The sequence below is a fragment of the Hydrogenophaga sp. GW456-12-10-14-TSB4 genome (assembly GCF_059424305.1).
This window is the reverse complement of the sequence record NZ_JBWKZH010000085.1, coordinates 1-21298: the sequence shown is the minus strand read 5'-3', so window position 1 is coordinate 21298 and position 21298 is coordinate 1. Positions and strand designations below refer to the sequence as shown.

Here is a 21298-nt window from a genome sequence, read left to right as displayed (position 1 = left end):
GGGTGGGGCAGGGCCATCCGGATGTGGCGGCAGAACGCGTCGCGGGGCATGAGCTGACCACCCAGCGAGGCCAGGTGGCCGGTGTTCTGCTGGCAGTCGATCAGGGGCAGGGCGTGGGCCCGGCAGAAAGCGATCAGCGCGGCCAGCGCGAGTTTGGAGGCGTCGCTGCGGCGGCTGAACATCGACTCGCCGTACACCATGGCCCCCAGGTTGACGCAGTAAAGCCCACCGGCCAGCTCGCCGTCGAGCCAGGTCTCCACGCTGTGGGCGATGCCTGCGTGGTGAAGGCGGGCGTAGGCCTCCACCATGGCCGGCAGGATCCAGGTGCCGTTCTGGCCGTCGCGCGGGGTGTGCGCGCAGGCGCGGATGACGCGCTCGAAATCGTGGTCGAAGCGGATCTCCAGGCGTTGCTCGCGCAGCAGCTTGTTGAGGGTCTTGCGCAGCGATCGGTGCAAGCGGAAGCTGCCTGTCTCCAGCACCATGCGAGGGTCGGTGCTCCACCACAGGATGGGCTGGCCGGCGCTGTACCAGGGGAAGATGCCGCGCGAGTACGCAGCGACCAGCGTGGGCACGTCAAGCACCCCACCTGCCGCAAGGAGGCCGGGCGCAGGGTCCGTGGCGCTCCAGGCCGCTTCCACGGAAGGAAATGCCTGGCCAGGCTCGAGCCACGGCAGTGCGCGGTTGGGCGGGGTGTGTGACATGACACTATTGTGCGCGGCGGCCCTGAGGTTTCAAGGTGGTGGGGCGGCCGATCCGACGAAGCAGCCACCAGGCCAGCGTGCCCAGCAGGATGCCCACACCGTCGGCGGTGAGGTCCAGCCACTCGCCGTAGCGCCAGCCTGTGGCGGCCTGCGCCAGTTCGATGGCCGCGCCGTGCGCCAGCAGCGATGCCGCGACAACGGTCGGGCGATGCGGATACGACAACAGACCGAGGAAGGCCAGCCAGGCGAATCCGAACGCATGTTGGGCCTTGTCCCACACGTCCACGGTTTGCGGTGGAAGCAAGGTCACGGGGACGATGGAGGCCACAGTGAGCACCGCGACACTCAGCCAGAAAATCGGTTTGATGACGAAGATGAAGCGTGTCATGGAAAAACGAAAAAAATGACGCTATAATTCAAGGCTGTTCCCTGATAGCTCAGTCGGTAGAGCGACGGACTGTTAATCCGCAGGTCCCTGGTTCGAGTCCAGGTCGGGGAGCCAGACAGACAAATAGACAAAGGCCTTCTTCGGAAGGCCTTTTTCTTTGCTGCTTCGCTTGTGTTGTCGTCAACGACACGGACTCAGTCGATCGTCGGCGAATCAACACCCAGCACCTTGTGCAACTTGGTGCTGCTGGTGGTGTACTGCAGCGTCACCTTCCTGTCGGGGAAGATGAAGGGCGCGGCTCCGAAGGCCGCCAGAGCGCACTCGTGGAACCCGGAAAGGATGAGCTTCTTCTTGCCGGGGTAGGTGTTGATGTCGCCCACCGCGAAGATGCCGGGGATGCTGGTCGAGAACTTCTCGGTGTCCACCACCAGTTGCTTGCGCTCGATGTCCAGGCCCCAGTCGGCGATCGGGCCGAGCTTGGGCGAAAGGCCGAAGAACACCAGCAAGGCATCCAGCGGCACCACGCGGGTCACGTCATCAGGGCCTGTGACTTTCAAGCCCGTGAGGCGGCCTTCGCTTGCTTCAAAACCCGTGGTCTGGCCCACGATGAATTGCATCTTCTGGCGTTCGCAGAGTTCGCGCATCCTGGCCACGCTGGCGGGCGCGGCCTGAAAGCCGTCACGGCGGTGGAGGAGGATCACGCTGGCCGCCCGATGCGGGCCGTCGGCCGCGAAGTTCAAGGCCCAGTCGAGCGCCGAATCACCGCCGCCGATGATGACCAGGTGCTTGCCCGCGAAGTCGGCCGGGTTTCTGACCCGGTAGAACAGCTGGGTGTCCTCGAACGCTTCCAGCCCTTCGACCTGAAGCTTGCGCGGCTGGAAGGCGCCCACGCCGGCGGCGATGAACAGTGTCCTGGTGAGAAATTGCGTGCCTTGTGAGGTGGCGACGAAGAAGCGGCCGTCCTCCTGCGGTTGCACGGTGCTGACTTCCTGGCCCAGGTGGAAGCTGGCGCCGAAGGGCTTGATCTGCCCCAGCAGCCGATCGACCAGTTCCTGCCCGGTGCACACCGGGATGGCCGGGATGTCGTAGATGGGCTTGTCCGGGTACAGCTCCGCCGGCTGGCCGCCGGGGTAGGGGAGCGCATCGATCACGTGCGCCTGGATCTCCAGAAGCCCCAGTTCAAAGACCTGGAACAGGCCGACCGGGCCCGCGCCCACGATGACGGCATCCGTTTCGATGGTGCCGTCGGGCGTGTTGGCGATGGTCATGCCACGTTCAGCGAACCAGCTCCGACAGCTTGCCGGTGCGGTCTTTCCACTCGTCGTGGTCGGGCAGCGGATCCTTGCGCTTGGTGATGCTCTTCCAGCCCGGCAGGCGGGCGAGCTCGGCGTTGAGCCCGGTCATGTGCTGCTGGTCCTTGGGCAGGTCTTCCTCGGCGTAGATCGCACTCACCGGGCACTCGGGAATGCACACCGCGCAGTCGATGCATTCATCCGGGTCGATCGTCAGGAAGTTCGGGCCTTCGCGGAAACAGTCCACGGGACAGACGTCCACACAATCGGTGTATTTGCAGCGGATGCAGGCTTCGGTGACAACGTGGGTCATGGTGATGATGGGAATCGGTAGAACCCCGGATTTTAGGGTTTCCCAGAGCCCCGGGCGGGCGCAAGCCCCTTGCCCGGGTACGCGTTAAGAACGGAGGGGCTTTCAGAGCACCAGCAAGGCGCCTGAGGTGCGGTGGCTGGCGGTGTCCACCAGCACCAGCGACCCGAGGGTGCGCGAGCGCTCGAAAGGCAAGGTGGCCAGCGGCTCCTGCAGCGCGAGTTCGATGTGGCCGATGGCGTTCGGCTCGAGCTGGTGGGCTTCTTCTTCGGCCAGTGTGTGGATGTCCAGGCGGTGCACGATGCGCTTGATCTTGGCCTTGACCCAGCGATGGCCGTGCAACGCCCAGTACACGCGGCCTGGCACCAGGGTCTCGTCGTCGAGCCAGGCCACGGTGGCGCGGATCTCGCGGCTGCCGCTCAGATCGCCTTGTGCCTCGCCTTCCTCGACCGCCAGCAGCCAATCGCCGCGCGAGACGTCGACCTCGCGGTCGAGCACGATGCCGGCGCTGTGGCCGGCCAGCACGGCCTGCGGCTCGCGCACGTGGTTGAGCACCTGCGCGACGGTCGCGGTCTGGCCGTTGGGCATGATGCGCACCGCCTGGCCCGGCTGCACGCCACCGGTGGCCACACGGCCCCAGAAGACGCGCCGACCTTGCGAGGTGTCGGCGGAGCTGCTGAACTTCTCCACCCACTGCACCGCAAAGGCGAAGGGCAGCGTGGTGTCGGCCGGCGTGACGGGCAGGCCTTCCAGGATTTCCAGCAGCGTCGGGCCGCTGTAGCCGCACCAGCCGGCCTGTTCGCTGGCGTCCACCACGTTCCAGCCCTTGAGGGCCGACACCGGCACGACGGCCGTGACCGGGATGCCGGCCTGCTCGGCAAACTGCCGCAGCGCCGCGGCGATGTGGGTGAAGGCGGTGCGGCTGTCCTCGACGGCGTCGAGCTTGTTGATGGCGAACACCACCGAAGGCACGCGCAGCAGCTTGAGCAGCAGGCTGTGGCGGCGGGTCTGGGGCAGCAGTTGCAGTGCCGCGTCGGCCCAGTTCAGCTTGGTGGCGTCCACCAGCACCACGGCCGCGTCGGCGCTGGAGGCGGCCGTGACCATGTTGCGCGTGTACTGCTCATGGCCGGGGGCGTCGCCGATGATGAACTTGCGCGCTTCGGTGCTGAAGTAGCGGTAGGCCACGTCGATGGTGATGCCTTGCTCGCGCTCGGCCGACAGGCCATCGGTCAGCAGAGCGAGGTCGGTCTGGCCGTGGCGCTGCACGCCGGCCAGGTGGTCCTGCAGCACGGCCTTGCTGTCGACCAGCAGGCGGCCGATCAGCGTGCTCTTGCCGTCGTCCACGCTGCCGCAGGTGATGAGGCGCAGGGCCGAGCGGGTGTCCTGGGCGGTGGGAGTGAGTTCAGCGGTGGTCATAACGGTCTTTCGGCGAAACATGTCTGTTCACAGGCGCGGGGGTATCAGAAGTACCCATCCTTTTTGCGCTTCTCCATGGAGGCATCGGACGTTTTGTCGTCCATGCGCGTGGCGCCGCGTTCGCTGACCTCGGCGGCCAGCGTCTCGATGACGATGTCGTCGGCCGTCGCGGCCAGGCTCTCCACCGGGCAGGTGCAGGTGATGTCGCCCACGGTGCGGAAGCGCACGTCGCGCACTTCCACGGTTTCGCCGTCGCGCGGCGGCGTGAGTTCGGTGACCGGCACGAGCAGGCCGCGGCGGTCGATCACTTCGCGCTGGTGCGTGTAGTAGATCGAAGGCAGGGCGATGTTCTCGCGTGCGATGTACTGCCACACGTCGAGCTCGGTCCAGTTGCTGATGGGGAACACGCGGAAGTGTTCGCCGGGCTGGATCCGGGTGTTGAACAGCGTCCAGAGTTCGGGGCGTTGCGCCTTGGGTTGCCACTGGCCGAAGCTGTCGCGGTGGCTGAAGATGCGTTCCTTGGCGCGCGCCTTTTCCTCGTCGCGGCGCGCGCCGCCGATCAGGGCGTCGAAGCGGAATTCCTCGATGGCCTCCAGCAGCGTGACCGACTGGTGCACGTTGCGGCTCTCGCCCGGATGGGCCAGGCGCACGGTGCCGCGCGCCATCGAATCCTCGACGCTGCGCACGATCAGTTCGGCACCGAGTTCCTTGGCGCGCAGGTCACGGAAATCGGTCACTTCGGGGAAGTTGTGGCCGGTGTCGATCATCAGCAGCGGGTAGGGGATGCGGCCGGCGCCGAAGGCCTTCTCGGCGCACTTGAGCATGACCAGCGAGTCCTTGCCACCCGAGAACAGCAGGGCGGGGCGCTCGAAGGCGGCGGCGACCTCGCGCAGGATGAAGATGGTTTCCTCTTCGAGCGCGTCCAGGTGGGCGTTGCTCAGGTGGTGGTCGCTGGCGTGCTGCAGGGCGGTCTGGATCACGGCGGTTTCGGTGCGGGCGTTCATGCGTGGGTCCGTTCGAGAGACGATACGAGGGGTTCGGCGGCGGGCTGCACATGCAGGCCGCATTCCTTGGCGCTTTCCTGCTCCCACCACCAGCGGCCGGCGCGGAAGTCCTCGCCGACGCTGATGGCGCGCGTGCAGGGCGCGCAGCCGATGCTGGGGAAGAACTGGTCGTGCAGCGCGTTGTAGTCGAGCTGGTGTTCGGCGATGAAGTGCCAGACATCGCCCCAGGTCCACTCGACGATGGGGCTGACCTTGATGCGCTCGGGCTCCTGCACGATCTCACCGACTTCAGCGCGCGCGTTGGATTGTTCGCGGCGCAGGCCGGTGATCCAGCCATCCTGGCCGGCCAGGGCGCGCGCCAGGGGCTCCATCTTGCGGATGTCGCAGCAGGCCTTGCGCAGTTCGATGCTCTGGTACATCGCCTCTTCGCCGTTCTTGCGCACGAAGTGGATGACCGATTCCTGTTTGGGCCGGAACACCTGCACGCTGATGCCGTAACGCTGCTCGATCTTCGGGATCAGCGCGAGCGTTTCCGCGTGCAGCTTGCCGGTCTCCAGCACGAAGACGCTGGCCTCGATGCCGGCCAGGTGCATCAGGTGCGTGACCACCATGTCCTCGGCGCCCAGGCTGGAGGCCTGGGTGAGCTTGGGGTGGTTGGCGGCCGTCTCGCGCAGCAGCGCGATGCTGCGCTCGACCTTGACGGCAAAGTCGGGCGAGGGGCGGTTGTAGAGAGCGATGGCGGTCATGGCGGTGGCTTTGACGTTCAGGCAGCGGCGGCGAAATGCGGCGCGGTGTGCACCGCATCGCCCTGGTAGAAGGCGGGGTAGTGCTTCAGCAGCGCTTCACCATGGGCGAGGTTCTGGTCGGCGCGCAGCACGGCCTGGCTGAAGCCGCTGCGCTGCATCTGCACCAGCTGGTCGATCAGCACGTCGCCGGTGGCGCGGATCTCGCCGGTGAAGCCCAGGCGGCGGCGCAGCAGGAAGGCCTGGCTGAAGGCGCGGCCATCGCTGAACTTGGGGAAGTGCAGCTCGACCACGCGGATGCCGCTCAGCTCGGCTTCGCGCGGATCGGCGTCGTTGGCGATCGAGAGGCGTTGCGCCTCGGCTTCGGTGGCAGCGAAGGTGTCAGCGCTGAAGAGTTGAAGGTTCTGGCTCATGCGGTCTCTCCTCAGGCGGCGGCGCGTGCCGTGCTCGTGCGCACCGCGTTGGCGGCGGTCTTGAACGGGTCGGCACCGGTGCGGCGCAGGGTGTTCACGAAGGTCTCCTGGCCGGTGCGTTGTGCGCGGTAGGTGTCGAGCAGGGCTTCGATCACGTCGGGCACTTCGCTGGCGGCGAAGGACGGGCCGATCACCTTGCCCGGCGTGGCGTCGCCGGAGAGGCGCGTGCCGTCCGAGCCGCCGAGCGTGACCTGGTACCACTCCTGGCCGTCCTTGTCGACGCCCAGGATGCCGATGTGGCCGCTGTGGTGGTGGCCGCAGGAGTTGATGCAGCCGCTGATGTGCAGGTCGATCTCGCCCAGGTCGTGCAGCTCGTCGAGGTCCTTGTAGCGGCCCAGTATGGCCTGTGCCAGCGGCAGCGAGCGCGCGTTGGCGAGGTCGCAGAAGTCGCCGCCGGGGCAGGCGATCATGTCGGTGAGCAGGCCGATGTTGGGCTTGGCCAGGCCCAGGCGGCGCGCCTCGCGCCACAGCTCGGGCAACTGGTCGCAGCGCACCCAGGGCAGCAGCAGGTTCTGCTCGTGCGTCACGCGGGCTTCGCCGGCCGAGAAGCGCTCGGCCAGTTCGGCGGCGCGCTCCAACTGCTCGCCCGTGGCGTCGCCGGGGGCCTGGCCGAAACGCTTGAAGGACAGCGTGACGGCGCGCAGGTCGGGGTTCTGGTGCGGCTTGACGTTCTGCTGCAGCCAGCGGCTGAACTCCAGGTCGTCCTCGGCCGCGGCCTTGAGGATGTGCGCGATCTTGGCGTCGGCGCTCTTGCGGTCGCAGTTGAGCTGCGGCGGCACGAAGAAGGCGCTCACGCGGTCCAGTTCGGCCTGGCTGATGGTGTGCGGCGCGCCGTCCTTCTCGAGGATGTCGCGGTACTCGGCTTCCACCTGGTCGGTGAAGGCCTGGCCTTCGGCCTTCACCAGGATCTTGATGCGGGCCTTGTAGATGTTGTCGCGGCGGCCGAAGCGGTTGTAGGCGCGCACCACGGCTTCGAGGTAGTTGAGGATCTGGTTCCAGGGCAGGAACTCGCGGATCACGCTGCCGATGATGGGCGTGCGGCCCATGCCGCCGCCCACGCGCACCTGGAAGCCCAGGTCGCCGTCGACGTTGCGCAGCAGGCGAAGGCCCACGTCGTGCCAGGGGGTGGCGGCGCGGTCTTCGCGCGCGCCGGTGATGGCCACCTTGAACTTGCGCGGCAGGAACGCGAACTCGGGGTGCAGCGTGCTCCACTGGCGCAGGATTTCGGCGAAGGGGCGCGGGTCGGCGACCTCGTCGATCGCGATGCCGGCAAGCGCGTCGGTGGTGATGTTGCGGATGCAGTTGCCGCTGGTCTGGATGCCGTGCAGGCCCACGCTGGCCAGCAGGTCCATCACATCGGCCGAGCGCGAGAGCGGGATCCAGTTGTACTGCACGTTCTGGCGCGTGGTGAAGTGGCCGCAGCGGTCGGGCAGGGTGGGCACTTCGGAGAGGCCGGCGTTGGCCTTGGAGACGTCGTGCTCTTCCTTGTGGTCGAAATCGCGCGCGATCTTCGCCAGCACGCGCAGCTGCGGGCTGGAGATCTCGCCGTAGGGCACGGCCACGCGCAGCATGGGCGCGAAGCGCTGCACGTACCAGCCGTTCTGCAGGCGCAGCGGCTTGAACTCGTCGTCGCCCAGCGTGCCGGCTTGCCAGCGGGTCAGCTGGTCCCGGTACTGGGCGGCGCGCAGGTGCACGAACTGGCGGTCAAAGTCGGAATATTGGTACATCGTCTTCGTGGGTCTTCAGGAATCAAAAAGCGATCAGCTTGGTGCCGGCGTAGGCCAGCAGCAGCGACAGCGCCGAGCGCACCAGGCGCTCGGGGGTGTGGCGCATCAGCCGCGTGCCCAGCCAGATGCCGGGCAGCGAGCCGGCGAGCAGCTTGGCCAGCAGCGGCCAGTCCACCGAGCCCAGGCTGGCATGGCCCAGGCCGGCGACCAGCGTGAGCGGCACGGCATAAGCGATGTCGGCGGCCACGATGCGCGGCAGCGGCAGCAGGGGGAACAGCAACAGCAGCACGGACACCCCGATGGCGCCCGCACCGACCGAGGTGAGCGTGACCAGCATGCCGATCACCGCGCCGAAGAGCACCGGCAGGCTCCAGTGGCGCGCGTGCGTGGCCTTGTCCAGCTGGCCTTCGGGGAGTTGGCGCGGCAGCTGTTTGCCGCGCGCCGCCTTGTACAGCATGGCCACCGCCGTCAGCAGGAGCGCCACGCCCAGGGTGTTCGTCATCAGCGATTGCACCGCCGCGCTCGTGGGACCGAGCTGGCGCAGCACCAGCAGGGTCAGCAACGCGGCGGGCAGGCTGCCCGCGCTCAGCTGGCCGACCACGCGCCAGGGCACCAGCTTCTGCCGCGCCAGATTGACCGTGCCGCCCATCTTGGTGAAGGCCGCGAACAGCAGGTCGGTGCCGACCGCGAGGTAGGGTTTGACGCCGAAAAAGAAGATCAGGATGGGCGTCATGAGCGAGCCGCCACCGACCCCCGTGAGGCCCACGATGAGTCCCACGGCGAATCCGGCCAGGATGATGGCGATGTCAGGCATGGGCGTGACTGTAGGGAGACATCGATATATCCCAAACGATTTTTTGTTCATGGATATATGTCATTCAGAAATAAGCAAAGAGGTGATGTGCCGAATCGCACGCGGGATGCCCGCTTGTCGTACAACATCGACCGCACATCGGTCTGCTGGGCGTAACATCCGCGCCATGCAAAAGCAGCGCATCCTGGTCAGCGTGGTCGGTTTTTCCGACGTGGAACGCCATGCGCTCAACACCGTGTTTCGCCTGTCGCAGGAGCGCGAGCTGTCTTACGCTCCCTGGGTGCCCATGGCCCCGCCGGGGGCGGTCATCCCTTCCGGGGTGGCCCAGGTGGCGCTGGTGGATGGCGAAAGCCTGGAGGCCGTGCTGTCCCACGCCAAGGAAATGCCACCCGGGCAGCGCCTGATCTGGGTCGGCCCGGACGCCCCGGAGCACGCCTGGCGGGTGCTGGACCGGCCGATCGAATGGGCCGCCGTGCTGCACGACCTGGACCTGGTGTTCGCCGCCCGCCAGGCCGATTCGGGCCTGCTCGATCTGGATGTGACCGCACCGGCGCCGCTGGACATCGACCTCGACATGGACACCGGCGAGCTCTCCGACCTGGTGCGGCGCGCCCTGGTGGTGGGGGCCGAGGACCAGGAGGGGACCTACCTGCGCACCCGCCTGGCGCTGGCCGGCGTGGGCCATGTTGACGAAGTGATCGACACCGAGACCGCGCTGGAGCTCATGGAGCGCAACCGCTACGTGTGTGGCGTGTTCAACCTGGACGACCACCGCATCGACGTGTGGGCGCTGATGCGCCATTTCGTGGCCCGCAATCCCCAGGCGCTGACCCTGGCGACGACCGAACTGGCCGGCCCGCTGGCGGGCTGGTGGCGCCGCCGCCGGGTGCGCCGCGACGCACACCGCGTGGGCATCACGGCCCTGCTGGAGCGGCCGTTCCAGCCGCGCCAGGTGTCCGAGTGGCTGGACCTGATCTGAGCTACTGACGCCGCGCCTGCTTCCAGGCGAAGCGCGCGGGATCGATCGCCCGCAGCAGGTCCTCGTCCGCCGGCGGTGTGGATTCACCCGCCATGCCCGCCGCCAGCTGGTTCGCACACCAGGCGGCCAGCGTCAGGCCCCGCGAGCCCAGCGCAGCCAGCAGGTAGAGCCCGGGCTGGCGCGGCACATCTGCCAGGGGTACGCGACCGCGCCGGGCGCCGGCCGCCGCCATGTGGGCTTTCAGGGCTTCGCCGGCGGGCACGGCGCCCACCAGGGGCAGCCGGTCCAGCGAAGCGCAGCGCACCTGGGCCCAGCCCAGCAGCTGGCCTTGTTGCAGGGCCTGCCGCAGGCCTTGTGCCGCCGCCGGGCAGACCGTGTCCAGGCTCGCGGCGTTGCGCTCGTGCGCGAGGTCGCTCAGGTGCGTGCTGTTCTCGCCGCGTTCGTAGGTGGAGCCCATGGCCCAGATGCGCGCCGGCCATTCGGGCGGGAGCCCGGCGTCCTCGTACAGGGGCACGTAGACGCCGTTGTCCCGCTGCGGCCGTTCGGCGAGCGGGGTGCCGTGCTGGGCCGCCAGGCTCATCTGGCCCTTGACCGGGCGCAGGGGCAGGGCATCGGGGTCCAGGCAGCCGGCCGGGCCCGCGAGCAGGGCGTGGCTGCCAAAGGCCGCCGCGACCACCGCCACCGGGGCTTCGGCCACGCAGCGGCCCTGGGCGTCCAGGGCCTGCCAGCCGGCCGCCGAGGGCGCCAGCGCCTGCACGGGCGTGTGCCAGAGGCAGTCCAGTGCGGTCGCGTGAGCGGCCTCGTCCAGCCAGGCCTGCACCAGGGCGGCGGGCCGCACCATCGCGGCCGGCCAGCGGCCGGGGTCATGGCCCAGGTTGTCCACCTCGCAGGCCTGCCAGCCCTGTCCCTGGGGCAGCAGGCGCTGCAGTTCGGCCCGGGTGGTGGCCATGCCCAGCGTGGACAGGCGAGACAGCGGGGTGGGCGCGCGGGTGACGTGCGGGCTGAGCATGCCCACCGGCAGGGCCGAGGCGCCGTGCGCCGGGCCGGCGGCGGCATCGACCAGCGTGAGCCGCCAGCCGCGCCGCGCCAGCGCTGCGCACACGGCGGCCCCCGCCAGACCGGCGCCGATCACCAGGGCATGGGCCGCGCCCGGGCGGGTCACTTGTCGTCGGCGGGCGGCGGCACAAAACCGGCGGCGGCGTCGGCGCCCTCACCGAAGAAGTGCTTCTCCATCTGGCGCGCCAGGTACTGGCGCGCGCGCGCATCGGCCAGGTTCAGGCGGTTTTCGTTGAGCAACATGGTCTGGTGCTTGAGCCAGGCGGCCCAGGCTTCCTTGCTCACGTTCTCGTACAGGCGCTTGCCCATTTCGCCCGGGTAGGGCGGAAAGTCGAGGCCTTCGGCTTCCTTGCCGAGCTTGATGCAATGAACGGTGCGTGCCATGAAAAACGTCCTGGGAGGTGTGGGTTAGATGGATTGGTTATAACGAACTGAAGAAATAATTCGTTCCCGAACAGGCCAATCGTCGGCATGATCCGGGCTCTTTGTTCGTCGGCGCAGTTCGCCGTGGTGGGCGCAAGGCCCCGGGGCAGTCCGGGCAGGCCGCCACTGTAGCAAGGTTTCGGTGCCCGTCCTGCCGGTGGGGCCAGCCCGACTTTTTACAATACGGGGTTCGACCCCATCAGGATCTCTCATGAGTGCATTTCTGGAAGAGCGCGTGCTCAGCGTTCACCACTGGACCGATCGGCTGTTCAGCTTCACCACCACGCGCGACACCTCGCTGCGGTTTTCCAACGGCCACTTCACCATGATCGGCCTGCGGGTGAACGACAAGCCGCTGCTGCGCGCCTACAGCATCGTCAGCCCGAACTGGGCCGACCACCTCGAGTTCCTCAGCATCAAGGTGCAGGACGGCCCGCTCACCTCGCGCCTGCAGCACATCCAGGTCGGCGACAGCATCGTGGTCGGCCGCAAGCCCACCGGCACCCTGCTGATCGACTACCTGTTGCCGGCCAAGCGCCTGTACCTGCTGGGCACGGGCACCGGTCTGGCTCCTTTCATGAGCGTCATCCGCGATCCGGAAACTTACGAGCGCTTCGAGCAGGTCGTGCTGGTGCATGGCGTGCGCCAGGTCAAGGAACTGGCCTACCGCGAGCTGATCACCGAGCAGCTCCGGCACGACGAGTTCCTGGGCGAGGCCGTGCAGCAGAAGCTGCTGTACTACCCCACCGTCACGCGCGAGCCCTTCATGCACCAGGGGCGCATTCCCCAGTTGCTGGGCGACGGCGTGATCGCCAAGGACCTGGGCATCCCGCCCCTGAACCCGGCCGAAGACCGTGTGATGATCTGCGGCAGCCCCGAGATGCTGCGCGACCTCAAGGCCCTGTGCGAGAAGCGCGGCTTCAAGGAAGGCAACACCACGACGCCGGGCGATTTCGTCATCGAGCGCGCCTTCGTGAGCTGAAGCGAGGGAACTTGCGGCGGATCGCCGGGCTCAGTGTTCTGTCCCGCCCGGCGGCTGCCGCCCCTCAACTTCAGGATTTCCCCTTGATCGCCTCCCTTTCTCCCCGCCGCATCCTGGGCCTGGTGGCCGCCGCCTGCGTCGCCATGCTGGCCTTCGGCCTGTACCTGCAGCATGTCGTGGGCCTGGAGCCTTGCCCCATGTGCATCGTGCAGCGCTATGCCCTGATGGCGGTGGCGGTGGTGGCCGGTGTGACGGCGCTGTTCCGCCGCCGGCCCGCGCTGTATGGCGGTGTTTTCCTCATGGGTCTTCTGGCGGCGTTCGGTGCATTCACGGCCGCGCGCCAGAGCTGGCTGCAGTGGAACCCGCCCGAGGTCATGAGCTGCGGGCGCGACTTCTTCGGCATGATCGAATCCTTCCCGCTGCGCCGCGCCATCCCGATGATCTTTCGCGGCAGCGGCGACTGCTCGGTGATCGACTGGACCTTCCTCGGCCTGTCGATCGCGAACTGGTCCTTCCTGTGCTTCTCGGCCATCATCGCGCTGGCCGTGGCCCTCTGGGTGAAGCGCCCGGCCGCCTGAGGCCGTCGGGGCCGGTGCCGGCCCTCAGCTGAGCTTCTTCACCAGCACCTGGCTCTTGCGGTCCCAGTTGTATTTGCGCTTGCGCGCCTCGGGCAGCCAGTCCGCGCTGACCTGCACGAAGCCGCGTTTGACGAACCAGTGCATGGTGCGCGTGGTGAGCACGAAGATGCTTTGCAGGCCTTGTGCCTTGGCCCGGGTCTCGATGCGTTTGAGCAGGCGCTCGCCGTCGCCCTGGCTCTGCGTCTGGGGCGAGACGGTGAGCGCGGCCATCTCGCCGGTGCGCTCTTCAGGGTAGGGGTAGAGCGCGGCGCAGCCGAAGATCACGCCGTCGTGCTCGATGATGGTGTAGTTGCCCGCGTCGCGTTCGATCTCGGTGCGGTCGCGCTTGACCAGGGTGCCGTCTTTCTCGAACGGCTCGATCAGTGCCACGATGCCGCTCACGTCGTCCATGGTGGCCTCGCGCACGCTCTCCAGCTTTTCGTCCACCACCATGGTGCCGATGCCGTCGTGGGTGTAGATCTCCAGCAGCAGCGCACCGTCGACCGAGAACGGCAGGATGTGGCTGCGGTCCACGCCGCCTTCGCAGGCGCGGATGCAGTGCTGCAGGTAGAAGGCGGTGTCGGTGGGCTGGGTGGCCGAGGGCAGGGCGGCCAGCATCTTCCTGGCATCGGCCAGCGGCAGCTCGGTGTCGATGTCGCTCTCCGGGTCGGTCTGATCGACGCGGATGCCCGGCACCTCGGTCAGGAACATCAGCTTGTCGGCCTGCAGCGCGACGGCCACCGAGGTGGCCACGTCTTCCATGGTCAGGTTGAAGGCCTCGCCGGTGGGCGAGAAGCCGAAGGGCGAGAGCAGCACCATCGCGCCCATGTCGAGCGTGCGCTGGATGCCGTCGGTGTCCACCTTGCGCACCAGGCCCGAGTGGATGAAGTCCACACCGTCGATCAGGCCCACGGGCCGTGCGGTGATGAAGTTGCCGGAGATCACGCGCACCGTGGCGCCGGCCATGGGCGTGTTGGGCAGGCCCTGGCTGAAGGCGGCTTCGATTTCGTAGCGCAGCTGGCCGGCGGCTTCCTGGGCGCAGTCCAGCGCCACCTCGTCGGTGATGCGCATGCCGTGCGAGTACTTCGCCTCATGGCCCTTGAGCCGCAGCTGTTCGTTTACCTGGGGCCGGAAGCCGTGCACCAGCACGATGTCCACACCCATGCTCTGGATCAGCGCCAGGTCCTGCGCCAGCTTCTCCAGCTTGCCGGCCGCGATGGCCTCGCCCGCGATGCCGACCACGATGGTGTTGCCTCGGTGCTTGTGGATGTAAGGCGCGACCGAGCGGAACCAGGGGACGAAGGTGAAGTTGAAGACAGTGGACATGGGGCGGTGGTCAGGCGGGCATGGGGCCGGGCGCGGATAATGGCCGGCTGCCCGATTTTGACCGAAGTTCCCACTTGTCCTCCACGCCGCTGCACATCGAATTCCCGGAAAGCCTGCCCGTCTCTGCGCGCCGCCATGAGATCGAGGCCGCGATGCGCGACCATCAGGTCGTCATCGTCTGCGGCGAAACCGGCTCCGGCAAGACCACCCAGTTGCCCAAGATCGCTCTGGCGATGGGGCGGGGCAAGTGCAACGCGAAACCGGGGCAGCGCGGGCAACTGATCGGCCACACCCAGCCACGGCGCATCGCCGCCTCCAGCGTGGCCAAGCGCATCGCCGAGGAGCTCAAGACACCGCTGGGCGAGGTGGTGGGCTACAAGGTGCGCTTCCAGGACCGCCTGTCGAAGGACGCCTCGGTCAAGCTGATGACCGACGGCATCCTGCTCGCCGAAACGCAGACCGACCCCGACCTGCGCGCCTACGACACCATCATCATCGACGAGGCCCATGAGCGCAGCCTGAACATCGACTTCCTGCTCGGTTACCTGCGCCAGCTGCTGCCGCGCCGGCCCGACCTCAAGGTGGTCGTGACCTCCGCCACCATCGACGCCGACCGCTTTGCGCGCTACTTCGCTTCGGCCAAGGGCCCGGCCCCGGTGCTCATGGTGTCGGGTCGAACCTTCCCGGTGGAGGTGCGCTGGCGCCCCTACGAGGAAAGCCGCGACTACGACCTGAACAACGCCATCGCCGACGCCGTGGACGAGCTCTGGCGTGGCCCGGCCGGCGGCGACATCCTGGTGTTCCTGCCCGGCGAGCGCGAGATCCGCGAGGCTGCCGACCACCTGCGCAAGCATCTCTCGCATCAACCGGTGTTGCGGTCGGCCGAGGTGCTGCCGTTGTTCGCGCGCCTCTCGCAGGCCGAGCAGGACCGCATCTTCCAGGACCACAGCGGGCGGCGCATCGTGCTCTCCACCAACGTGGCCGAGACCTCGCTCACGGTGCCCGGCATCCGCTTCGTGATCGACGCCGGCACGGCCCGCGTGAAGCGCTACAGCTTCCGCCAGAAGGTGGAGCAGCTCCTGGTGGAGCCGATCAGCCAGGCCGCCGCCAACCAGCGCGCTGGTCGTTGCGGCCGCGTGGCCGACGGCATTGCCATCCGGCTCTACGAGGAGGCCGGGTTCGGCGCGCGCCCGGCCTTCACCGACCCCGAGATCCTGCGCAGCTCGCTCGCGGGCGTGATCCTGCGCATGAAGGCCTTGCGCCTGGGCGCGGTGGAAGACTTCGCCTTCATCGAGGCGCCGCAGAAACGCGCCATCGTCGACGGCTACCAGCTGCTGGCCGAACTCAACGCGGTGGACGAGGCCAACGAGCTCACGCCCATCGGTCAGACGCTCTCGCGCCTGCCGCTGGACCCGCGCGTGGGCCGCATGATCCTGGAGGCCCAGCAGCGCGGCGCGCTCGACGAGGTGCTGGTGATCGCCTCGGCCCTGAGCGTGCAGGACGTGCGCGACCGCCCGCTCGACAAGCAGGCACAGGCCGACCAGGCGCAGGCCAAGTTCGACGACGAGAAGAGCGAATTCAGCGGCACGCTCAAGCTCTGGAAATGGCTGGAGGACACCAAGGGCGGCCACGGCAAGGACCACAAGCTCAGCCACCGGCAATACGAGAGCGTGCTGCGCGAGAACTTCATCAACGTGCGGCGCGTGCGCGAGTGGCGCGACATCCACAGCCAGCTGCACACCGTGGTGGCCGAGCACCAGTGGCGGCTCAACGACAAGCCCGCGAGCTACGAGCAGCTGCACCTGGCCATGCTGGCCGGCCTGCTCGGCAACGTGGGCCAGAAGCACGAAACCGAAGACCTGTACCTGGGCGCGCGCGGCATCAAGTTTTACCGCCACCCGGGCGCGAACCTGAGCAAACGGCCCGGTCGCTGGATCGTCTGCGCCGAACTGGTGGAAACCACGCGCCTGTTCGGGCGCGGCATCGCCGGCATCGAGCCGCTGTGGCTGGAGCAGGTGGGCGGGCACCTGATCAAGAAGCAGCTGCTCGACCCGCACTGGGAGAAAAAGGCCGCGCAGGTCACGGCGCTGGAGCGCGCCACGCTCTACGGCCTGGTGGTCTACAGCAACCGCCGCACCGACTACGGCCGTGTGGACCCGGTCGGCGCGCGCGAGATCTTCATCCGCGAAGCCCTGGTGGCCGGCGAGTGGGAAACGCGCCTGCCGTTCCTGGCCGCGAACCAGAAACTGGTGCGCCAGGTGGCCGAGCTGGAGCACAAGTCGCGCCGGCAGGACGTGCTGGTCGACGACGAGCTGATCTACGCCTTCTACGACCAGCAACTGCCCGCAAACATCTGCAACGGTGCCGCGATGGAGCGCTGGTACCGCGACGCCGTGCGCGAGAACCCCAAGCTCCTGCTGCTCACACGCGAGGAACTGATGCGGCACGAGGCCGCTGGCATCACCACGCAGACCTTCCCCAAGGCGCTGCGCCTGGGCGGGGTGGACTGCGCCTGCAGCTACCTGCACGAACCCGGCGACCCGCGTGACGGCCTCTCGGTCACGCTGCCGATCTTCGCGCTCAACCAGGCCAGCGAAGACCGCTGCGACTGGCTGGTGCCCGGCATGCTGAAGGAAAAACTGCTCGCGCTGCTCAAGACCCTGCACCAGCGCCCGCGCTCGCGCCTGGTGCCGCTGCCGGCCACCGCCGAGCGTTTCGCGCAGGCGCTGTGCGAGCCTGCCGCTTTCGGCGCCGGCAACCTGATGGATGCCGTGCTCAAGCTCGTGCGCGAGGCCACGCAGCTCGATATCCAGCGCAACGACATCAAGGTCGACATGCTCAGCGCGCACCACTTCATGCACCTGCGCGTGGTCGACGAACACGGCCGCCAGCTGGGCCAGGGTCGCAACCTCGCGGCGCTCAAGGCCGAGCTGGGTGCGCAGGCGCGCGGCGCCTTCCAGGCCCTGGCCTCGCTCAAGATGGAAGGCCTGCGCGCGGCGGCACCGCCCGCCGCACCCGCCAAGGGGAGCGCGGCACCGGTGGCAGTCAAGGCCGCTGCCGCCAAGGCCCCGGCCGTGAGCGCGGCCCAGCGCCACACCGCCTGGGACTTCGGCGAGCTGCCTGAGCTGATGGAAATCCGCCAGGGCCAGCAGACCCTGATCGGTTTCCCGGCGCTGGTGGACGACGGCGAGGCGGTGCGCATCGAGGTGTTCGACGAACCCGAGGTGGCCCAGGCGCGCCACCGCGAGGGCCTGCGCCGCCTGTTCGCGCTGCAGATCCGCGACGCGCTGAAGTACCTGGAGAAGAACCTGCCCGGCCTGCAGGCCATGGGCGTGGCCTACATGCAGGTGGGCAAGGAGGCGGGTGGCGGCGGCACGCTGGAGGAGCTGCGTTCGCAGATCCTCGAGCTGGCACTGGACCGCGCCTTCCTCGGCGACCCGTTGCCCGGCGACGAAGCCGCCTTCAAGCGGCGCGTGGAGGAAGGGCGAGGGCGCCTCACGCTGATCGCCAACGAAATCGCCCGCACCGCCGGCACCGTGCTCGCCGAATACGCCGCCGCCGCGCGCAAGCTCAAGGACAGCAAACCTCCGGCGGACGTGGCCACCGACATCGCGCAACAGCTGCAGCGCCTCGTGCCCAAGCGTTTCCTTCTGCAGACGCCGTATGCGCAGCTGCAGCACCTGCCGCGTTACCTCAAGGCGGTGCAGCTGCGGCTGGACAAGCTGCGCGCCGATCCGGCGCGCGATGCCACCAGGCTGGCCGAACTGCGCCCGCAGGATCAGCGCTTCTGGCGGCTGGTGGCCGAGCGCAAGGGCGTGCAGGACGCCCGCCTGCAGGAGCTGCGTTGGCTGCTGGAGGAGTTGCGGGTGAGCTTCTTCGCGCAGGAACTGCGCACGCCCCAGCCGGTGAGCCTGAAGCGGCTGGAAAAGGCCTGGACCCAGCTCAACACCTGAGGCCGGGTACCCAGGGGCCTGGGGTCACTGGGCGGCGAGCGCGGCCCGGCCGTCCGTGACGCCCAGGCCGGCGTCGGAGCGCAGGCGCTGCAGCAGGGCTTCGGCGTCCGCGCGGGTGGCGAGCCGGTTGATGCGCACCTCGTGGCGACCGCCCTTGGCCTTGGTCTCCGCGGGATAGCCGGCGGCCTGCAGGCGGGCCTGCAGCGCGGCGGCCTCCGCCGGGCTGTTCACCAGGGCCGCCACCGTGCGCCAGCGCCCGCCCGGCAACAGCACGCCGTTGCCGGCTTGCAGCTCGGACTGGGCGATGAATTGGGTCCACTGTGCCGGTGTGGCCTGGTCGGCCGGTTTTTCCGGTTCGCCGCTGTACACGATCCAGAGCGCACCCGGTTTGTCCAGCGTGATGCGGGGCTTGGCGTCGCGCACCACCTCGGCCTTGCCGTCGAAGACACAGGTGGCTTCCCGATCGGCGTTGGTCGTGCTCCAGATGTCCGCGCCCCGCATCAGCACCGAGGCCGAGCCGAGTTCGAGGCGGAGATCGTGCGCATTTCCCTGGGCTGTGCTGCTGCCGCCGGTGACGTAGCGGAACACGCCGGTGGTCAGTTTGAACGCGTCCTGCGACCGGATCAGCAGTTCGGTCTGCTCACCGAGCTGGATGGCACTGCGATCGTCCATGCGAAGCAGCATGCGCGAACCGGCGGCGGTCAGGGCCTTGTCCTGGGCGCGCAAGGACATGCCGGGTTCGGCGGCGCTGCGTTGACCATTTCGCTCCACCCACGCCGGGAGCTGGACGGCATCGATGGCGACCGGGCCGGGTGCCGCGTGCAGGGGGGCGCCCCATGCGGCGAGGCTGGTGGCCAGGACGGCACAGGTGTGCCACAGGCTGGGGCGGCGTGAGGGCATGGGGACAGTCTCCGTGGAAGGCGTGAGGCACGCGAGTATCGGCGTGCGGGTGGGGAAATGGTCAGGTGGTTGCCCATGTGGCGATGGGTGGCATCAGTTGCTGCTTTTCAGTCATGAAGTGCCTTTCCGTCTCCATGAATGGGGTTGACAGTGGCGGCCTCCCTGCGATTCACTGCGGGCAGGTGGCGGCGTGCGGTCCGCCCCACATCCTCAGGGGGACGCCCGCGATGGATCGACGTGAATTTGTGGAAGCCTGCGCCCTGGGCACGGGCTCGATCGCCGCCACGCTGGCGGGCACGGCCTGGGCCGCCGATGCCAGGCCCCGCGCCTACGGCCGCGTGCTGCTGCTGGACGAGCGGGGCGCGCCGCTCAGGGCCGCCAGCCTGAAACCGCAGACCAATTACGTCTTCCACTACCCCTTTGAAGCCACACCGGTGTTCCTGCTCGATCTGGGCAAGCCGGCGGCGGCGGCCGAGTTGCAGACCCGCGACAAGCTGCGCTACCAGTGGCCGGGGGGCATCGGCCCCCGGCGCAGCCTGGTCGCGTTTTCGGCCATCTGTGCGCACAAGCTGGTGTACCCGACCAAGGACCTGAGCTTCATCAGTTTCCGCAAGGGCGCGGCCACCAACCCGCAGACGCCGAGCAAGGGCAACGACCTGATCCACTGCTGTGCCGACCACAGCCAGTACGACCCGGCGCGCGGCGCCCAGGTGCTCAACGGGCCGGCCGAGCAGCCCCTGTGCGCGGTGCTGATCGAGCACGACGCGAAGAGCGACACGCTCACCGCCACCGGCACGCTGGGCGGCGAGCTGTTCGACGACTTCTTCAAGAAGTACGAGATGAAGCTCAGCCTGGAAGTGGGGCCGGGCGCGAAGCAGGCCGTGGCCCGCCAGGCCACGGTGCTCGAGCTCGAGCGCTACTGCCGCAACCCGGTGCGGTGCTGAGGGGTTGCCCCCACGCTCCGCCGCTGCGCGGGTCGCTGCCCCCCGAGGGGGCTGATCCGGCTTGGGGCGGCCCGGCGCCGGATCGAATCTCGGCTGGTCAGAGTCTGGCGAGCCTCGTGAGGGCTTCGCGCAGGGTGTCGTCCTTCTTGGCGAAGCAGAAGCGCACCACGCGCTGGTCGAAACCGTCGCCGTAGAAGGCCGAGAGCGGGATGGCGGCCACGCCGATTTCCTTCGTGAGCCACTGGCAGAAATCGCCCTCGGGCAGGTCGCGCTCGGGCACGGCCAGATTCGAGATGTCCACGCACTGGAAGTAGGTGCCCTCGCCGGGCAGCAGGCGAAAGCGCGTGGCGGCCAGGCCTTCGCGGAACAGGTCGCGCTTGCGCTGGTAGAACGCGGCCAGCTCCAGGTAGGGCGCCGGGTTGCCCATGTAGGCGGCCAGCGCGTGCTGCACCGGCGTGTTCACGGTGAACACGTTGAACTGGTGAACCTTGCGGAACTCGGCCGTCAGCGCGGCCGGCGCCACCACCGTGCCGACCTTCCAGCCGGTCACGTGGTAGGTCTTGCCGAAGCTGCTGACGATGAAGGCGCGCGCGGCCAGGCCGGGGAAGCGCGCCGCGCTCTGGTGGGCCTGGCCGTCGAACACCATGTGCTCGTAGACCTCATCGCTGATCAACAGCACGTCGGTGGGCGCGAGCAGCGCCTGCAGGCGCTGCATGTCGGTCTCGCTCCAGACCATGCCGCTGGGGTTGTGCGGGCTGTTGATGATCAGGGCGCGCGTGCGCGGCGTGATCGCGGCGGCAATGCGGTCGAAGTCGGGCCGGAAGCTGCCCGGCGTGAGCGGCACGCGCACCGCGACGCCGCCAGCGAGTTCGATGTTGGGCACGTAGCTGTCGTAGCAGGGTTCGAGCACGATCACCTCGTCGCCGGCCTGCACCACGGCGAGGATGGCGGTCAGGATGGCCTGTGTGGCGCCCGCCGTCACCGTGATCTCGGTGGCCGGATCGCAGGCCAGGCCGTAGAGCGCCTGCATCTTGGCGGCCATGGCCTGGCGCAGCGCGAGCGCGCCCGGCATCGGCGGGTACTGGTTGTGGCCGGCCTGCATGGCCTGAGTGACCGCCGCCACCAGGGCCGGGTCGCAGTCGAAGTCGGGAAAGCCCTGGCCCAGGTTCACCGCGCCGTGCTCAGCGGCGAGCGAGGACATGACGGTGAAGATGGTGGTGCCGACCTTGGGCAGGCGGGAGGTGAGGGTG

Annotated in this window: 20 protein-coding genes and 1 tRNA gene; 6 read left to right on the top strand and 15 right to left on the bottom strand. The window is 68.4% G+C overall.

Going from position 1 to position 21298, the window contains the following annotated elements:
• The coding region (gene aat, locus AC07ZS_RS26810; protein WP_494801501.1) for a leucyl/phenylalanyl-tRNA--protein transferase at positions 1-701 on the bottom strand (701 nt) is incomplete at its 3' end.
• A 4-nt stretch (positions 702-705) separates the two neighbouring features.
• Positions 706-1089: a VanZ family protein gene (locus AC07ZS_RS26805; RefSeq protein ID WP_494801500.1), complete on the bottom strand. Its 384-nt coding sequence runs from the start codon at positions 1087-1089 to the stop codon at positions 706-708.
• 38 nt (positions 1090-1127) lie between these two features.
• On the opposite strand from AC07ZS_RS26805, the gene AC07ZS_RS26800 reads away from it, so the two are divergent.
• A tRNA-Asn gene (locus AC07ZS_RS26800) sits at positions 1128-1203 on the top strand.
• An 80-nt stretch (positions 1204-1283) separates the two neighbouring features.
• Here the strand turns inward: AC07ZS_RS26800 and AC07ZS_RS26795 are convergent.
• The 8 genes from AC07ZS_RS26795 to AC07ZS_RS26760 form a co-directional block, all read right to left on the bottom strand.
• Positions 1284-2357 carry an NAD(P)/FAD-dependent oxidoreductase gene (locus AC07ZS_RS26795; RefSeq protein ID WP_494801499.1) on the bottom strand — a complete coding sequence of 358 codons (1074 nt, stop codon included), beginning with the start codon at positions 2355-2357 and terminating at the stop codon, positions 1284-1286.
• A gap of 7 nt (positions 2358-2364) precedes the next feature.
• Positions 2365-2694, bottom strand: a complete 330-nt coding sequence (gene fdxA / locus AC07ZS_RS26790) for a ferredoxin FdxA (protein WP_494801498.1) — start codon at positions 2692-2694, stop codon at positions 2365-2367.
• Between the two features lie 102 nt (positions 2695-2796).
• A complete protein-coding gene (locus AC07ZS_RS26785; RefSeq protein ID WP_494801497.1) occupies positions 2797-4107 on the bottom strand; it encodes a sulfate adenylyltransferase subunit 1 in 1311 nt (436 codons plus the stop codon).
• Between the two features lie 44 nt (positions 4108-4151).
• Entirely contained in the window at positions 4152-5111 is a 960-nt protein-coding gene (cysD, locus tag AC07ZS_RS26780; protein WP_382157489.1) for a sulfate adenylyltransferase subunit CysD, read from the bottom strand.
• Positions 5108-5857 carry a phosphoadenylyl-sulfate reductase gene (locus tag AC07ZS_RS26775; protein WP_494801496.1) on the bottom strand — a complete coding sequence of 250 codons (750 nt, stop codon included), beginning with the start codon at positions 5855-5857 and terminating at the stop codon, positions 5108-5110. Before AC07ZS_RS26775 ends, cysD begins: the two co-directional genes overlap by 4 nt.
• Before the next feature lie 17 nt (positions 5858-5874).
• Complete coding sequence (locus tag AC07ZS_RS26770; protein WP_494801495.1) at positions 5875-6267, bottom strand: DUF934 domain-containing protein; 393 nt, start codon at positions 6265-6267, stop codon at positions 5875-5877.
• A gap of 11 nt (positions 6268-6278) precedes the next feature.
• Entirely contained in the window at positions 6279-8054 is a 1776-nt protein-coding gene (locus AC07ZS_RS26765) for a nitrite/sulfite reductase (RefSeq protein ID WP_494801494.1), read from the bottom strand.
• 22 nt (positions 8055-8076) lie between these two features.
• Positions 8077-8868, bottom strand: coding sequence for a sulfite exporter TauE/SafE family protein (locus tag AC07ZS_RS26760; protein WP_494801493.1), 792 nt, complete (start codon positions 8866-8868; stop codon positions 8077-8079).
• A 166-nt stretch (positions 8869-9034) separates the two neighbouring features.
• On the opposite strand from AC07ZS_RS26760, the gene AC07ZS_RS26755 reads away from it, so the two are divergent.
• Positions 9035-9847: a hypothetical protein gene (locus AC07ZS_RS26755; RefSeq protein ID WP_494801492.1), complete on the top strand. Its 813-nt coding sequence runs from the start codon at positions 9035-9037 to the stop codon at positions 9845-9847.
• A gap of 1 nt (position 9848) precedes the next feature.
• Here the strand turns inward: AC07ZS_RS26755 and AC07ZS_RS26750 are convergent, their stop codons facing one another.
• Together AC07ZS_RS26750 and AC07ZS_RS26745 are read right to left on the bottom strand one after the other, a co-directional pair.
• Entirely contained in the window at positions 9849-11009 is a 1161-nt protein-coding gene (locus tag AC07ZS_RS26750) for an FAD-dependent oxidoreductase (protein ID WP_494801491.1), read from the bottom strand.
• Entirely contained in the window at positions 11006-11287 is a 282-nt protein-coding gene (locus tag AC07ZS_RS26745; RefSeq protein ID WP_494801490.1) for an oxidative damage protection protein, read from the bottom strand. Before AC07ZS_RS26745 ends, AC07ZS_RS26750 begins: the two co-directional genes overlap by 4 nt.
• Before the next feature lie 250 nt (positions 11288-11537).
• Here AC07ZS_RS26745 and AC07ZS_RS26740 point away from each other — a divergent pair, with 250 nt between their 5' ends.
• Positions 11538-12308, top strand: a complete 771-nt coding sequence (locus tag AC07ZS_RS26740; RefSeq protein WP_494801489.1) for a ferredoxin--NADP reductase — start codon at positions 11538-11540, stop codon at positions 12306-12308.
• 83 nt (positions 12309-12391) lie between these two features.
• Entirely contained in the window at positions 12392-12886 is a 495-nt protein-coding gene (locus tag AC07ZS_RS26735; protein WP_494801488.1) for a disulfide bond formation protein B, read from the top strand.
• Positions 12887-12910: 24 nt separating this feature from the next.
• Here the strand turns inward: AC07ZS_RS26735 and argA are convergent, their stop codons facing one another.
• Positions 12911-14251, bottom strand: a complete 1341-nt coding sequence (gene argA / locus AC07ZS_RS26730) for an amino-acid N-acetyltransferase (protein ID WP_494801487.1) — start codon at positions 14249-14251, stop codon at positions 12911-12913.
• Between the two features lie 20 nt (positions 14252-14271).
• Between argA and hrpA the strand changes: the two genes are divergently transcribed.
• Complete coding sequence (gene hrpA, locus AC07ZS_RS26725; RefSeq protein ID WP_494801486.1) at positions 14272-18204, top strand: ATP-dependent RNA helicase HrpA; 3933 nt, start codon at positions 14272-14274, stop codon at positions 18202-18204.
• 24 nt (positions 18205-18228) lie between these two features.
• On the opposite strand, the gene AC07ZS_RS26720 is transcribed toward hrpA, so the two are convergent.
• Positions 18229-19104, bottom strand: coding sequence for an SPOR domain-containing protein (locus tag AC07ZS_RS26720; protein WP_494801485.1), 876 nt, complete (start codon positions 19102-19104; stop codon positions 18229-18231).
• 227 nt (positions 19105-19331) lie between these two features.
• Here AC07ZS_RS26720 and AC07ZS_RS26715 point away from each other — a divergent pair, with 227 nt between their 5' ends.
• Positions 19332-20048 carry a Rieske (2Fe-2S) protein gene (locus AC07ZS_RS26715; protein ID WP_494801484.1) on the top strand — a complete coding sequence of 239 codons (717 nt, stop codon included), beginning with the start codon at positions 19332-19334 and terminating at the stop codon, positions 20046-20048.
• 97 nt (positions 20049-20145) lie between these two features.
• Here AC07ZS_RS26715 and AC07ZS_RS26710 read toward each other — a convergent pair.
• The coding region (locus AC07ZS_RS26710; protein WP_494801483.1) for a pyridoxal phosphate-dependent aminotransferase at positions 20146-21298 on the bottom strand (1153 nt) is incomplete at its 5' end.

What these genes read in the sequence shown, in the direction of transcription:
- AC07ZS_RS26760 (WP_494801493.1), bottom strand. Translation starts at nt 8,868, where the DNA reads ATGCCTGACATCGCCATCATCCTGGCCGGATTCGCCGTGGGACTCATC.
- AC07ZS_RS26720 (WP_494801485.1), bottom strand. Translation starts at nt 19,104, where the DNA reads ATGCCCTCACGCCGCCCCAGCCTGTGGCACACCTGTGCCGTCCTGGCC.
- AC07ZS_RS26755 (WP_494801492.1), top strand. Translation starts at nt 9,035, where the DNA reads ATGCAAAAGCAGCGCATCCTGGTCAGCGTGGTCGGTTTTTCCGACGTG.
- fdxA (WP_494801498.1), bottom strand. Translation starts at nt 2,694, where the DNA reads ATGACCCACGTTGTCACCGAAGCCTGCATCCGCTGCAAATACACCGAT.
- AC07ZS_RS26765 (WP_494801494.1), bottom strand. Translation starts at nt 8,054, where the DNA reads ATGTACCAATATTCCGACTTTGACCGCCAGTTCGTGCACCTGCGCGCC.
- AC07ZS_RS26775 (WP_494801496.1), bottom strand. Translation starts at nt 5,857, where the DNA reads ATGACCGCCATCGCTCTCTACAACCGCCCCTCGCCCGACTTTGCCGTC.
- AC07ZS_RS26770 (WP_494801495.1), bottom strand. Translation starts at nt 6,267, where the DNA reads ATGAGCCAGAACCTTCAACTCTTCAGCGCTGACACCTTCGCTGCCACC.
- cysD (WP_382157489.1), bottom strand. Translation starts at nt 5,111, where the DNA reads ATGAACGCCCGCACCGAAACCGCCGTGATCCAGACCGCCCTGCAGCAC.
- AC07ZS_RS26805 (WP_494801500.1), bottom strand. Translation starts at nt 1,089, where the DNA reads ATGACACGCTTCATCTTCGTCATCAAACCGATTTTCTGGCTGAGTGTC.
- AC07ZS_RS26745 (WP_494801490.1), bottom strand. Translation starts at nt 11,287, where the DNA reads ATGGCACGCACCGTTCATTGCATCAAGCTCGGCAAGGAAGCCGAAGGC.
- AC07ZS_RS26795 (WP_494801499.1), bottom strand. Translation starts at nt 2,357, where the DNA reads ATGACCATCGCCAACACGCCCGACGGCACCATCGAAACGGATGCCGTC.
- AC07ZS_RS26740 (WP_494801489.1), top strand. Translation starts at nt 11,538, where the DNA reads ATGAGTGCATTTCTGGAAGAGCGCGTGCTCAGCGTTCACCACTGGACC.
- AC07ZS_RS26715 (WP_494801484.1), top strand. Translation starts at nt 19,332, where the DNA reads ATGGATCGACGTGAATTTGTGGAAGCCTGCGCCCTGGGCACGGGCTCG.
- hrpA (WP_494801486.1), top strand. Translation starts at nt 14,272, where the DNA reads ATGGGGCCGGGCGCGGATAATGGCCGGCTGCCCGATTTTGACCGAAGT.
- AC07ZS_RS26785 (WP_494801497.1), bottom strand. Translation starts at nt 4,107, where the DNA reads ATGACCACCGCTGAACTCACTCCCACCGCCCAGGACACCCGCTCGGCC.
- argA (WP_494801487.1), bottom strand. Translation starts at nt 14,251, where the DNA reads ATGTCCACTGTCTTCAACTTCACCTTCGTCCCCTGGTTCCGCTCGGTC.